Annotated in this window: 11 protein-coding genes; 7 read left to right on the top strand and 4 right to left on the bottom strand. The window is 70.3% G+C overall.

What is annotated here, in order from left to right:
- Nucleotides 1–62 precede the first annotated feature (62 nt).
- Together K8612_RS34370 and K8612_RS34375 are read left to right on the top strand one after the other, a co-directional pair.
- Nucleotides 63–563 (top strand): hypothetical protein, encoded by a 501-nt coding sequence (locus K8612_RS34370; protein ID WP_223765345.1) that lies wholly within the window; start codon nucleotides 63–65, stop codon nucleotides 561–563.
- A gap of 281 nt (nucleotides 564–844) precedes the next feature.
- Nucleotides 845–2,998, top strand: a complete 2,154-nt coding sequence (locus K8612_RS34375) for a hypothetical protein (protein ID WP_223765346.1) — start codon at nucleotides 845–847, stop codon at nucleotides 2,996–2,998.
- Between the two features lie 30 nt (nucleotides 2,999–3,028).
- On the opposite strand, the gene K8612_RS34380 is transcribed toward K8612_RS34375, so the two are convergent.
- A complete protein-coding gene (locus K8612_RS34380; RefSeq protein WP_223744520.1) occupies nucleotides 3,029–3,928 on the bottom strand; it encodes a LysR family transcriptional regulator in 900 nt (299 codons plus the stop codon).
- Nucleotides 3,929–4,055: 127 nt separating this feature from the next.
- Between K8612_RS34380 and K8612_RS34385 the strand changes: the two genes are divergently transcribed.
- The 4 genes from K8612_RS34385 (at nucleotide 4,056) to K8612_RS34400 (ending at nucleotide 7,326) form a co-directional block, all read left to right on the top strand.
- Nucleotides 4,056–4,991 carry a pyridoxal-phosphate dependent enzyme gene (locus K8612_RS34385; protein WP_223765347.1) on the top strand — a complete coding sequence of 312 codons (936 nt, stop codon included), beginning with the start codon at nucleotides 4,056–4,058 and terminating at the stop codon, nucleotides 4,989–4,991.
- Between the two features lie 3 nt (nucleotides 4,992–4,994).
- The gene (locus tag K8612_RS34390; RefSeq protein WP_223744522.1) at nucleotides 4,995–5,570 is read left to right on the top strand and encodes a class I SAM-dependent methyltransferase; all 576 of its coding nucleotides are present in this window, start codon (nucleotides 4,995–4,997) and stop codon (nucleotides 5,568–5,570) included.
- A 130-nt stretch (nucleotides 5,571–5,700) separates the two neighbouring features.
- On the top strand, nucleotides 5,701–6,585 hold the full coding sequence (locus K8612_RS34395) for a LysR family transcriptional regulator (RefSeq protein WP_223744523.1): 885 nt from the start codon (nucleotides 5,701–5,703) through the stop codon (nucleotides 6,583–6,585).
- 108 nt (nucleotides 6,586–6,693) lie between these two features.
- Nucleotides 6,694–7,326 carry a CHRD domain-containing protein gene (locus K8612_RS34400; protein ID WP_223744524.1) on the top strand — a complete coding sequence of 211 codons (633 nt, stop codon included), beginning with the start codon at nucleotides 6,694–6,696 and terminating at the stop codon, nucleotides 7,324–7,326.
- Nucleotides 7,327–7,432: 106 nt separating this feature from the next.
- On the opposite strand, the gene K8612_RS34405 is transcribed toward K8612_RS34400, so the two are convergent.
- From K8612_RS34405 to K8612_RS34415, 3 genes are all read right to left on the bottom strand, one after another.
- On the bottom strand, nucleotides 7,433–8,701 hold the full coding sequence (locus K8612_RS34405) for a PQQ-dependent sugar dehydrogenase (protein ID WP_223765348.1): 1,269 nt from the start codon (nucleotides 8,699–8,701) through the stop codon (nucleotides 7,433–7,435).
- Nucleotides 8,702–8,739: 38 nt separating this feature from the next.
- Nucleotides 8,740–10,212 carry an FAD-dependent monooxygenase gene (locus tag K8612_RS34410; protein ID WP_223765349.1) on the bottom strand — a complete coding sequence of 491 codons (1,473 nt, stop codon included), beginning with the start codon at nucleotides 10,210–10,212 and terminating at the stop codon, nucleotides 8,740–8,742.
- Nucleotides 10,213–10,351: 139 nt separating this feature from the next.
- Nucleotides 10,352–11,617: a glycosyltransferase gene (locus tag K8612_RS34415; RefSeq protein WP_223765350.1), complete on the bottom strand. Its 1,266-nt coding sequence runs from the start codon at nucleotides 11,615–11,617 to the stop codon at nucleotides 10,352–10,354.
- Between the two features lie 241 nt (nucleotides 11,618–11,858).
- Between K8612_RS34415 and K8612_RS34420 the strand changes: the two genes are divergently transcribed.
- Nucleotides 11,859–12,449 carry a hypothetical protein gene (locus tag K8612_RS34420; RefSeq protein WP_223765351.1) on the top strand — a complete coding sequence of 197 codons (591 nt, stop codon included), beginning with the start codon at nucleotides 11,859–11,861 and terminating at the stop codon, nucleotides 12,447–12,449.
- The last annotated feature ends 101 nt before the right edge of the window (nucleotides 12,450–12,550 follow it).

A 12,550-nucleotide genomic window follows, 5' to 3' on the forward strand; every position in this document is an offset into this window, starting at 1 on the left:
CCGTACGTTTCGCCAGCCGGGACTCACGGTGATGGCCTCGCTGGATGCCAAGGAGAGAGACAATGCGGAATCAATTGTTTGTATGTGTTCTGGCGGTGGGGGTGTTGCTGGCCGGAGGCAGGGCCGAAGCCCTTCCTGGCGGCTGGTACACGAAAGAGACGGGCGACCGGGTCACCCTCTACGACCAGGCCCACGAGGCCGTCTGGGCTGGCTACTTCGACGAGGAGGGCAACTGGCATGAGACGACCTTCTCGCCCAGGGGCAGCGGCTCGGGGGACCAGGGCCAGACGATGGGCGGCATCAAGACCACGGCGGACGCCGTGCTGGTGGAGATCACGAAGCCGGTGGAGGGGATCGTCGTCATCGACGCGTCGAAGCAAGACGTCGTCTTCGAGCTCCGGGGCCATCTGGATGCCGGGATGACCGTCAAGATTCCCGTGAGCAAGCTCGGTGACACCGTGCAACTGGTGGCCACCGTCGACGACAAGGGGGCGACGCTCGACCTTGCGTTCTTCAAGCGGGCGGACGTCTGCGCCAGCAAGTCCTTCTGGATCAGCCGCTGAACGCACGGTGGCCCACGGCACAGGCCCCTTGACCGGGCCTGTGCCGTTGCTTCCGTCCGCTCCACAGGACGCCGGTCACGGCCTTCCGTTCGACCAACCCGAGCGGTTGGGAGAGGAGATGGCGTCGTTCCTACGAGAGGCACTGCCGACGTCAGCTCATACCCTGGGTCCGGGTTGACGAAGCGCTAAATGTTTCAAGACTCAACGTTTCATGCGTCTCTCCAGGAGGGTGCGCCCGGCGCCGATGCTCCTCGACAGCCCGGCCCCAGGAGAGCCTCCGCATGAAACTTTTCGCCGGCAGACTTCCCCGCGTCGCCACCGTCTCGCTCCACGCCACCACGGTCCGTGTCCTCACTTCGGCGGCGGGCGGCCACGCCAGCTCGCTCGCCCTCCGAGCCGCCGCGAGCGCACGCTCCGGACGAACCGCGGTCCGGAAGGTGGCGGCCACGCCCGTGGCCAGCGCCGCGACGTCCACGCCCTCCCTTTCGGCGGCGGCGGCGGCGGCGGCGGCGCCCAACCCGATGAGTGCGGCCGGCGCGGGGGGCGGCCAGGGCACCGGGCCGCTCCCGGCCACCAGCGGCATCCTCGTGCCGAACCACACCTATCCGCCCCTGGGCCCGCCTCTCTCGGCGGGCGGCATGGTGCCGTTCTTCATCGCGGGGCACCCCATCTTCATCCCCGGCCGCCAGCTCGCGGCGCCGACCCAGGCCGTGGCCAGCACCTCCAGCTCCAGCTCCGCCGCCGTGTCGTCCTCCTCGGGTGGCACCAGCGTCCAGGCCCTGGTCGGGACCCCCATGCGGGGCGCGAGGAGCACGACCGCGCTCACCCGTCGAGCCTCGCTCCCCGCACAGGCGCACGTCCGGAGGATCCACACGAGCCGGGACACGGTGAACGAGCCCCTCTTCACGGCCCTGCTCCGAAAGGCCAACACCCTCCCGGAGGGGGTCCGCCTGGGCCCGGCGCCGGAGCACGCCACGGTCGACAACCCGACCTGGCTCGTCCCGCTCCGGCAGATCACCCACCACGGCCTCTCCGTGCTCCAGGGCCTCGACTCGTACTCCCGACAGGCCTGGGGCGATGGGCGGATGGCCACCCTGATCGCGCATGCCATCCGCGACCAGGGCTCCGCGCTGGCGGACATGCTCCCGCCGGAGACTCCGGTCGTGGATGTCCCCATCCAGGAGCTGCTGCGCCTGTACGCCGCGGAGGTCAACAGCCCGAAGCCCGATGTGGACCGGCTGCTCGTCTGGGCCAAGACGGCGTGCATGGAGGCGCGGCGGGTCGCGGGAGATGCTCCGCTCTTCGCCACTGACGAGGAGGGCGTCCGGGACTACCGCCTCGCGCTGCGCATGCTGGACGAGGCGAGGAAGAGCCCCCTGTCGAGCGTCAAGAAGAACTACTTCCAGGAACTCGGCGCGCGGGTACTGCCCCGGTGCGAGACGGACATCGCCTACCTCCAGGCCATGTCCATGCTGGCGGGCTACGTCCACATTGATTTCGAGTGCGTCCTCCCCCTCACCATGAAGACCTCGCTGCTGCTCTCCGTCGAGCACCAGGCCAAGGTCGCCAGGACGCGCTCCGTGCGCCTTGCTCGCACCCTGCTCCAGACGGGAGGGCCGCACGCGGGGGTCCGGCAGTACTTCTGGGAGGGCATCGACAGCAAGAGCAAGCCCACCGGCCTGCTGATCATCAACTCGATGGGGACGAACTCGGATGGCGCCAACCGCGACGTCGTCCTGAAGGCCAAGCAGGTGGCGACCGGCTCCCTGGCGAACATCGACCCGAAGGGCGTCGGCTACACCGCGTCCCAGGCCGCGGCGCCGAGGCAGCGGGAGATCTTCGAGGGCTACTCCAAGGACACGGTCATCATCTGCACGGGGCACAGCCTGGGGGCGTCCATCGCGGCGGAGACGTTCATCCTCCTCCACACGTTGGGGTTCGACGACACCTACCTGGCGACCTTCAACGGCGGCGCCTTCAATCACGACGCCCCCGAGCACGTGCTGCGGGCCGCTCGCACCAGGGCCATGCTCGTGCAGAACCAGGGGGACCCGGTGCCCTACGGCGGACGGCACGTCCTCCCGGGCCTGGAGAAGATCCACACCGCCCAGCACGTGGGGACCATCGCGCGAGCCGAGCCCCACTGGCTGTTCCCCAACTGGCCGGACATCATCAACCACGGCATCCCCAACGAGGTCGCCCAGTTCATGTACGGCGTCCCGGGCACCGCCAGCGTCCACCTCAACGACCAACTGGTACGCGGCTACCGCCGGCAGCTCTTCATGGCGCTGAGCACGTACCTGCCCTGGCTGCCGAACAAGGCACTCACCACCGTGCTGAAGCCAGACCCCATCGAGGCGGGCAAGACCGAGAACTCCTTCATCGAGTACATCCCCGACAAGGACAAGGACGGCGACGCGCCGGCGAAGCTCTAGGCGCAATGCCCATCAGGAGCGCGGGGCCGCTCACGCGCTGACGGTCGTGCGCAACGCCGCGAGGAACCGCCGCACGACCGGCGAGTCCGCCTGGCCGTCGTAGACGAACTCGACGTCGAAGCGGCTGGCGAGCTCGTCGAGCGCGACCAGCCGCACCGTGCGCGGGCACATGGGTGAGGTGCTCTCCGGCACGAAGGCGTAACCCATTCCGGCCGCGACGAGCCCGATGAGCGTCGGGATGTCGCTGCCCACCTGCGCGATCCGCGGCGTGAAGCCTGCCCGCCGGCACTGCTCGAGCAGGAACCGGTGCTGCGCGGAGGAGCGCAGCGGGTCGAACCAGATGAACGGCGCGCCCGCGAGCTCAGCCAGTCGGCGGGGCGCGCGGACGCGCTGGCCCGGCGTGGACAGCATCGCGAGCACGAACCGATCGCGCAGGAGCCGCAGGCCCGACAGATGCGGCGCCACGTCCTGCCGCCACGCCATGATGCCGCCGTCGAGCTCGCCGCGTGCGATCGCGGCCGCCTGCTCGGACGACAGCCTGGGCGCGATGGACAGCATGACGTCCGGGCAGGTGTCCCGGAAGGCCTTGAGCACGTCCGACACCACCGGCAGCGGGAAGTAGTTCGGCAGCACGCCCAGCCGCAGCTCGCCAAGCTGGCCGGCCGCGCTGCGCAGCGCACGGTCGCGGCTGGCCTGCAGCTCGGTGAGGATGCGCGTCGCGTCCCGCAGGAAGCTCGCGCCGGCCGCGGTGAGCGCGACGCCCGTCGAGCGGCGGACCAACAGCGGGGTGCCGATCGCCTCCTCGAGCTCGCGGATCTGCCGGGAGAGCGCGGGCTGTACGATCCCGACCGCGCGGGCGCCGGCCATCATGCTGCCGGCCTCGGCGACCGCCACGAAGTAGCGCAGATGGCGCAGTTCGACCTGTCTCATGGGTATACCTGGAAGGCATGGCCTGATGCCTCGAAGGGTATTGGGAAGTATGGGCGGATGGCCGTAGGTTGGCCAGCGATGTGACAACGGTTCGCGCGCCGCGGACGTCTTCCCTCGACTCCTCCACATGCCACTCCATCTCCAGACTCCCTATGTCCGTTCACGAGCAGCGTCCCGCCGGCTCGGCAAGGACGTCCTGCTCAAGCTCGAGGCGATGCAGCCGTCCGGCTCGTTCAAGCTGCGCGGCGTCGGTGCGGTCTGCGAGGCGCGGCGCGCGGCGGGCGCCCGTCGTTTCGTGTCGTCGTCGGGCGGCAACGCGGGCATCGCGGTCGCCTATTCGGGGCGCGAGCTCGGCGTGCCCGTGCTCGTCGTCGTCCCGGAGAGCACGTCCACGCGCGCCCGCGACCTCATCCGCCTCGAAGGCGCGGAGCTGATCGTCCACGGCGCGTCGTGGGCGGAGGCGAACACGTTTGCTCAATCCGTCATCGGCGCTCACGACGCGTTCGTGCACCCGTTCGACGAACCCCTGTTGTGGCAGGGCCACTCGACGATGGTCGACGAGATGGCGGCGGCCGGACCGAAGCCTGACGCGGTCGTGCTGGCGGTGGGCGGCGGCGGGCTGCTGTGCGGTGTGCTGGAGGGCATGGCGCGCAATGGCTGGGGCGACGTGCCGGTCGTCGCGGTCGAGACCCGGGGCGCGGACTGCTATGCGCGCTCGGTCGCGCAGGGGAGGCCCATCGAACTGCCAGCGATTGAGAGCGTCGCCACGTCGCTCGGCGCGAAGCGGCCCTGCGACGCGGCGATGGAGTGGTCAACGCGCCATGAAATCGAGAACCTCGTCGTGTCCGATGCTGCGGCCGTGGCGGCCTCCCTGCGGTTCCTCGACGAACACCGCATCCTGGTGGAGCCCGCGTGCGGGGCCTCGCTGGCGGCGCTCGACGCGGCGTCTTCGGTGCTCGCCGCCGCGTCACGCATCGCGGTGATTGTCTGTGGTGGCGTCACGGCGCCGGTGGAGTATCTGCAAGCCTTGAGCAGCCGGGACCGGGTGCCTGGAGGAAGCTGACGCGTGCACGAGTACGATTTGATCGCGGACTGGTATGCGGCCCACCGCGCGGGCCCCATGGGCGTCCCGGAGGTGACAGCGCTCGCGGCCTCACTGCCCCCCGGTGCCCGGGTGCTGGACGTTGGCTGCGGCACCGGACTGCCGCTGACGCGGGTGCTGCTGGAGCACGGCTGTCACGTGGTGGGCGTGGACAGCTCGCGCGAGCTGCTGGCGCGATTCCAGGCGAACTTCCCCCACGTACCGGTGGTGTGTGCGCCCATCCAGTCGACCGCGCTTCAGGAGCGGGCGTTCGACGCCGCGATCTCCTGGGGTGTCCTGTTCCACCTGCGCCACGAGGAGCAGGAGCAGGCGATCGCCCATATCGCGAGGGCCCTGAGACCCGGCGCCCCGTTCCTCTTCACCTCGGGCGACGCCCACGGCTCCACGGAGGGCGCGCCGATGAACGGCGTGCCGTTCCGTTATCACTCGTACAGCGCCGACGGGTATCGCGACCTGCTGCGCGCGCACGGGCTCACGCTGGAAGCGACGCACCAGGACCCGGGCGGGAACGTCTACTACCTGTCGCGCAAGACGGGCTGAGGACGGGGGAAGGGCCTGTTTCACGGGAGGGACTCCTCTTCTTGCAAGTCCCGGGGTGACCTGCGGATGCTCGCTCGACGGGAGGCGCGGCGGAGCGGACCTGGACGGTCCGCTCCCGCGTGTCGAGCGCATGGACCTGGAAGAGTTGCGTGCCTTTGTCGGCGTGGCGGAGACAGGCTCGTTCCTGGCCGCGGCGGACACGCTGGGGGTGTCGAGGACGACGCTGCGGCGTCGCGTCGAAGCGCTGGAGGCTCGCGCGGGAGTGCCGCTGCTCAAGAGCACCCGGACGGGCGTGGTGTTGACGGAGGCGGGGGAGGTGCTCGCCCGCCGTGGCCGGCTGATGATGCAGGAGACGAGCGCCCTGGTGGCCTCACTGCGCGAGGTCGGGCAGGCCCCCGCGGGGCTGTTGCACGTGGTGTTGCCGGTGGGCCTGCCGCCACACCTGCTGTCGCCGCTGTTCGGCCTGCTGCGCGGCACCTATCCGCTCCTGCGGGTCCACGCGAGCTTCAGCGACCACCCGCTGGCGGAGCCGCTCGACAACGTGGACCTCGCGGTGCACTTCGGGGAGGACATGCCCCGGGGCCCCTGGATCTCCCAGGTGGTGCTGCGCGTCCGCGAGCGCCTCTGGGCCAGCGCGGACTACCTGCGGCAGCGCGGCCTGCCGGACTCCGTGGAGGCCCTGCGCGGCCACGAGCTGTTCTCCTGGCAGGGCCCCGGCGGCGAGCCCTGCCTGTGGCCCCAGCTTCGAGGCCCCGCGTTCCAGGTGGAGCCCGCCCTCATCTCCACGGACATCCATCTCATCCGGACGTGCTGTCTGGCGGGGCAGGGCATCGGGCTGATCCCCAGCGTGGACCTGGCGGACCCGGGCGAGGCGGAGGGGACGCTGGTCCCCGTGCTCGCGGACGTCGTGGGGCGTGAGCAGCCGCTGCGCGTGAGCGTCCCGGAGGCGCTCAGCGAGCTGCCGAAGATCCGGCAGGTGCTCGAAGACATCCGGCGGGCCATCGCGCCGCTGTGAGGCGCGCCCGTGGGCGGGAACGGGTCATCGGGTGGCCACCTTTGGCCATCCCCGGCGCCGGGCGTCCACGCTACGCCATGGGGCCTTCCCGCCGTGTTGGAGCCCGCCATGCGCATCCCGCTGCCCCTGACCCTCGTCCTGACCCTCGGCGCGCTGTCGTCCCATGCCAAGGACCCCGCGCTCGGCGCGACGACCTTCACCGTCTACGAAGCCTTCCTGAGCCCCGCCCAGGAGCCCGGCGAGGAGTCCGAGACCCCCAAGCCCCTGCAGAAGAGCCTGGGGGCCACCGCGCCCTCCACGCCGCGCGAGCAGCGCCTGTCCCGGGGCCACGGGGTGCTGCGCTTCTCCAAGGACCTGACCCGGGCCTACGTGGAGGTGGAGATGACGGGCGTCAACTCCGCCGACATCCTCATGTTCCACATCCACTGCGGCCCGCCGGGCGTCCTGGGCCCGGTGGTGGTGGACTTCGGGGAGGTGGGCAACCTGGCGAAGACGCTCGCCAACGGGCGCTGGTCCGTGGAGCTGACCAACGCGAACGTCACCTTCATCAAGGACATGAAGGGCATGAAGTCCGGGCTGCCGGAGAGCTGCCCGGCGGAGCTGGGCTTCCTGGCCCAGACGCGGACCCTGGCTGGACTGGAGTCGCTCGCGCGCAAGGGCGTGCTCTATTTCAACCTGCACACCAAGGCCCATACCTACTACGGCGAGATGCGCGGGCAGCTCTACGCCGCCCAGCCCTGACACGACCCCGGCCGACGCCGCTGCGTGCGTTCATCGACTTCATCAAATCGACGCGGCCTTGAGGCGGCCAGGGCGCGCGTGGAGCGCGCCCTGGCCTACGGATGCATCACTTCGGCGTGACCTTGAGCAGCTTGCCGTTGGTGGCGTCGGTGAGCAGGTAGAGGGCGCCCTCGGGGCCCTGGACCACCTCGCGGATGCGCGCGTCCAGGTCCTTGAGGAGGTGCTCCTCGCCCACCACGCGGTCGTTGCGCACCATGAGCCGCACCAGCGCCTTGGCGGCCAGACCGCCGATGAACATGTCGTTCTTCCACTCGGGGAACAGGGTGCCGGAGTAGAGGGTCATCCCCGAGGGGGCAATCACCGGGTCCCAGTAGTACACGGGCTGCTCCATGCCCGGAGCCTGGGTGCTCTGGTGGATGGGCGCGCCGGAGTACTCCTCGCCATACCCGATGGTGGGCCAGCCGTAGTCCTTGCCTGCCTCGGGGCGGTTGACCTCGTCACCTCCCTGCGGCCCCATCTCCACCGTCCACAGTCGGTTCTGGCTGTCGAGCGCCGCGGACAGGACGTTGCGGTGACCGATGGACCAGATCTCCGGCTTCGCCTCCGGGTTGCCCAGGTAGGGGTTGTCCTGGGGCACGGAGCCGTCGGGGTTGATGCGGACCACCTTGCCGAAGTGGCTCTTCACGTCCTGGGCCTGGACACGGCCCGCGAGGATGGAGCGCTCGCCGAGCGTGACGAACAGCTTGCCGTCCGGGGTGAACACCATCCGTCCCCCGGAGTGCTGCGTCGACTCGAGCGTGGGCATCATGCGGAAGATGACCTGGACGTTCTCCACGCGAGGCTGCGCTTCATCCACGAGCCGCGCGCGCGCCACCGCCAGCCCGTTGCCGCCCTGGCGGGGCTCGGAGTAGGTCCAGTAGATGAGCTGGCTCTGGGCGTAGTCCGGGCCCACCTCCACGTCGAGCAGGCCGCCCTGACCGCGTGCGTCCACGGCGGGCAGGCCGCTGACGGCGCGCGACTTCGCGCCCTGCTGCGTGACGATGTAGAGCGAGCCGGTGGCCTTCTCCGTCACCAGCATGCGCTGGTCGGGCAGGAAGGCGATGGCCCAGGGGTTCCTGAAGCCAGAGGCAAGCTCGGTGACCTGGAGGGGCGTCTTCGTCTGGATGGCGGGGACGCGCGTCTGCCCTGGGAAGGCAGGCGTGAACTCGGGCACGTTGGGCGGGCCCTGCGGAACCGGCGGACCGCTGGGGAGCGGCTCCTCCGGGACGCCTGAGTCCTGCTGCGAGGCGCCCGAGTCCGGCGACGTGGGTTCTGGATCCTCACTGCAACCGACGAGGAGGGTAGCGACGATGAGAGGCATTGAGAGCAGGCGCATGCGACTCACTCCTGGGGGAAGAGGGGTAATCATGAATATCAGGCTTTAGGGCCGAACCATCGGGTCAGGGCCTCGGGCAGCCCCTGGTCCGTGCCCTCGCCCACCCACGCGACGTGTCCGTCCGGCCGGATCAGCACCGCGACGGGCGCCGCGACCGCGCCGAGAACGGGCAGCTCCCACGCCCCCGTGTAGCGCGCCGTCACGCTCCGAACCCGGTCCGCCCAGGGCGTGATGTCGAGCGTGGCGGGCCCGCCCAGGTCGAGCAGCACGGGCCGCGCGTCGTGCAGCAGGTGGAACACGCGCCGGGGGCCGTCGTCGGTGATCAGGTCGAGGTCCGGCATGCGGCGCCCGAGCAGCGGGTGTCCGCTTCCCAGGTCGTAGTGGACGTCCAACCCAGACATCATCGCCGCGTACTGCTTGCGGGGTTCGTCCATCCGCAGCAGTTCGGTCAGCGTCTCGCGCACGGCGTCCATCCGCGCGTCACCGCGGCTCAGCGCGGTCTGCGCCATGGTCTTGCGCAGCGCACGGGCCGCGACGGGGTGGCGCTCGGCCTGGTACGTGTCGAGCAGTGTTTCCGGCGAGACGCCGCGCACGACCTGGGCCAGCTTCCACCCCAGGTTCACGGCATCCTGCACGCCGAGGTTGAGCCCCTGTCCGCCCATCGGCGAGTGGATGTGGGCCGCGTCGCCGGCCAGGAGCACCCGCCGGTCCCGGTAGGACGCCGCCTGCCGTGTCATGTCGGTGAACCTCGAGAGGTACGTGGCGCCGCGCAGGCCGTAGTCCGTCCCGTAGAGCGCGATGAGCGCCTCGCGAAGGACCTGGAGGGTCGGCGCGTCACCCGTGACGACCTGCTCCTCTCTCAGCACGACGCCCACGCGGCCGTCCTCCATCTTGCCCATGGCGTAGGTGCCCTTCTCATCCCGGCGGATGCCGAACGCCGGAGTTCCGGTCATCTCGACCTCGGCGATGAGGTAGCTGATGGACGCGTCCCACCCCGGGAACCCGATGCCCGCCGCCTTGCGCACGAGGCTGCGCCCTCCGTCGCACCCGACGAGGTACTTCGCCCGCAGCGCGCGGCCGTCGGACAGCTCGACGTCGACGCCCGTGTCGTCCTGCGCGAAGCCCGTCACCTCGCACCCCCGGTAGATGGGCACCGCCAGCTCACCCACCCACTCCGCGAGGATGCGCTCGAAGCGCTCCTGCAAGAGCGCGAGCCCATGGTTGTGGCGCGTCGGGAAGTCGCTGAGGTCCAGCGGCGCCTGCCCGAACGCGACGTTCTGGACCGCTTGCCCTTGCGAGGTGAAGCGCTCCACGACCCCGCGCTGGTCGAGCACCTCCAGGCTGCGAGCGTGCAGGCCGCGCGAGCGAGAGCCGGCGACCTCCTGACTGGCGCGACGCTCGACGATGGCCACGTCCACCCGCGCCAGAGCCAGCTCCGCCGCCAGCATCAGCCCGGTCGGGCCTCCTCCCGCGATCACCACTGCGTGCCGCGTCACCCCGTTCGTGTGCATTCCAGCCTCCCGTTCCTGAAGCGAAACGGGCGATGGTGGAGCACGGCCGGGGGGGCTTGCGGCAACACCCGGGGTCTGGCATCTGCTTGCAGTGGAAAGAGACACGGGCGCCGCGAGGCCGGTTGCCCCGGGGCCTGCATCAGGTCGATGCCCGCCGGGTGTGCCGCTCCGAATGCGCCTGTTCGATGAGCTGGACTGCGCGCGCGGCTCCATCCTCCGCGCGGATGCGTTCACCCAGCGCCGCGGCCCGGGCCACGACCGCCGGGGACCTCGCCGAGCGGATGGCCTCCGCGAGCCGTTCGGCGGTCAGCGACTTCTGGGGGACGGGCTGGGGCCCTACGCCCGCCCGCTGGACGATGTGTCCCCAGAAGGGCTGGTCGCCAAGAAAGGGGCAGATGACGGTGGGCTTGCCCGCGCGCAATCCCGCCATCGTGGAGCCTGCCCCGCCGTGATGCACCACCGTGCTCATCCGAGGGAACAACCCGTCATGTGGCGCGGACTCCAGCATGAAGATGCTGGGTGGGAGCGCGTCCGCCTTCAGGCCGCCCCAGCCCGATGCCAGCACCGCGCGCTCGCCGGTCAACGCCACGGCCTTCAGGACGGTGGCGGCACGAGAGGCGGCGTGCGCCGCGCCCATGCTGCCGAAGCCCACGTAGACGGGAGGAGGCCCCGCTTCGAGGAACGCTTGGAGCCCGGCGGGCGGAGTCCACAGGTGCGCCTCGTCGAGGAACCAGCAGCCCGTCACCTGTGCCTGGGGAGGCCAGTCGGCGGGGCGCGGCAGCAGATGCTCGCTGTATGCGTACAGCGCGGGGACCGCGGAGCCATCGGCCTTCTTCATGGGGTCCGCGAAGCGTGAACGCGGCGCGAGTCCCAGCGTCTTCACGCGGAAGTCATTGGTCGCGCCGGCCCAGACCGCGTTGGCCAATGACAGGAGCTGGTAGCTGAGGGCGTTGAGCCAACCCCCGAGTCGAAACCCCGGCACCATCGGCACCGGGAACTCGCGCGTCCGGGTCAGCGGCAGCGGCATCGCCAGCAGCTCGACGGCCCCGAGCTTCTCCGCGATGTGGTGACTTCCAAGCGCCTTGGAGTGGTACACGAGCACGTCCGGCTCCAGCTCCCGCGCCGCTCGCCACTCGTCCTCCATGCCCGCCCGGACGATGGCGCCGAACCCCTTGAACAGCCGCCGCTGCTCGGTGCGTGTCGGGGCGCGCAGCACCGCCTCCGTCAGCTCCAGCACGGCATTGTCCATGTGCGCGTATGGAATGCCGTGGCGCTCCACCATGCCTCGGAAACCGGTGGGCGTGCAGAGCGCCACGACATGGCCACGCGCCTTCAGGGCCTTGGCGAGCGCGACGAAAGGCTGAACGTCACCTCGGGTACCGTAGGTGGAGATGAGCACGCGCATGGAGACCCCACACCGGAGCTTGTCCGCTGCAAGGTGGCGGCCCGACCACCGAGGAACCTGTGCGTGCCAGGAGCGCGACGCACACCCTTCGAGATGTGTCGCCAGTGTCTCATGGCGCTGATGCGGATGCGTGGCTTTTCGCCGCGCGGATGAGCGCGATGTCGATTCCCTGCAACGCCGCCTTCCGGCGTGTCTCCTCCCCATGGGGCCATTTCCCCCTGTGGATTTTCGTGAGGACGACATGAAGACGGCGACGTGTTTCCTGGTGATGCTCTCCCTGCTGGCGGTGGGGTGCGGCAGCTCCAACGAGGGTGACGGCGGTGGCGACGACGGCGGTGGTGGCGGCGGCGCCGCGCTCCAGTGCTCCGCCATCGGCTGGTGCACGACGTGGGAGTCGGACCACGAGGTCGTGACGAATGCGCCGCCCCTGACGGGTGGCGCGCTGACCGATGGCCTCTACCGCACGGAGCGGGGCTATGGCTTCAGGGAGGCCATGCTCATCCAGGGGAAGTCCGTCCTCCTCATCGGGGGGAGCTGGAGCAACTTCGTGGGCACCTGGAAGACGGAGGGCGAGAAGCTCATCGTCTCCGTGAGCCGCAGTTGCAGCGACGCCTCCGACGAATCGATGACGGCGACGTTCACCTACGCCTTCGCCGTCAAGGGCGAGGAGCTCTACACCCAGGAGCTGGACCGCACCAACATGCCCATCGTGGGCTGGCGCAAGGTGCGCTCGCTCTGCGAGGAGAGCGCCTCGTTCAACTGCAAGGTGCTCAACTGCGCCTGCGTCGTCACGACGGACAAGCCGCTCACGGGGCAGTCGAGCTGCTCCTGAGTCGTCATCCGGCGGGCCGGGGACGCGCCGGTACGGGCCTGCCCCGGCCCGTCGTGGCAGACTCGGTGCCGGGTGCGTGGAATAGGAGGGCCGCTGTTCCG

It is taken from the genome of Corallococcus sp. AS-1-6 (genome assembly GCF_020037015.1).
Taxonomy (GTDB): domain Bacteria; phylum Myxococcota; class Myxococcia; order Myxococcales; family Myxococcaceae; genus Corallococcus.

What these genes read in the sequence shown, in the direction of transcription:
- K8612_RS34370 (WP_223765345.1), top strand. Translation starts at nt 63, where the DNA reads ATGCGGAATCAATTGTTTGTATGTGTTCTGGCGGTGGGGGTGTTGCTG.
- K8612_RS34375 (WP_223765346.1), top strand. Translation starts at nt 845, where the DNA reads ATGAAACTTTTCGCCGGCAGACTTCCCCGCGTCGCCACCGTCTCGCTC.
- K8612_RS34380 (WP_223744520.1), bottom strand. Translation starts at nt 3,928, where the DNA reads ATGAGACAGGTCGAACTGCGCCATCTGCGCTACTTCGTGGCGGTCGCC.
- K8612_RS34385 (WP_223765347.1), top strand. Translation starts at nt 4,056, where the DNA reads ATGCCACTCCATCTCCAGACTCCCTATGTCCGTTCACGAGCAGCGTCC.
- K8612_RS34395 (WP_223744523.1), top strand. Translation starts at nt 5,701, where the DNA reads ATGGACCTGGAAGAGTTGCGTGCCTTTGTCGGCGTGGCGGAGACAGGC.
- K8612_RS34400 (WP_223744524.1), top strand. Translation starts at nt 6,694, where the DNA reads ATGCGCATCCCGCTGCCCCTGACCCTCGTCCTGACCCTCGGCGCGCTG.
- K8612_RS34405 (WP_223765348.1), bottom strand. Translation starts at nt 8,701, where the DNA reads ATGCGCCTGCTCTCAATGCCTCTCATCGTCGCTACCCTCCTCGTCGGT.
- K8612_RS34410 (WP_223765349.1), bottom strand. Translation starts at nt 10,212, where the DNA reads ATGCACACGAACGGGGTGACGCGGCACGCAGTGGTGATCGCGGGAGGA.
- K8612_RS34415 (WP_223765350.1), bottom strand. Translation starts at nt 11,617, where the DNA reads ATGCGCGTGCTCATCTCCACCTACGGTACCCGAGGTGACGTTCAGCCT.
- K8612_RS34420 (WP_223765351.1), top strand. Translation starts at nt 11,859, where the DNA reads ATGAAGACGGCGACGTGTTTCCTGGTGATGCTCTCCCTGCTGGCGGTG.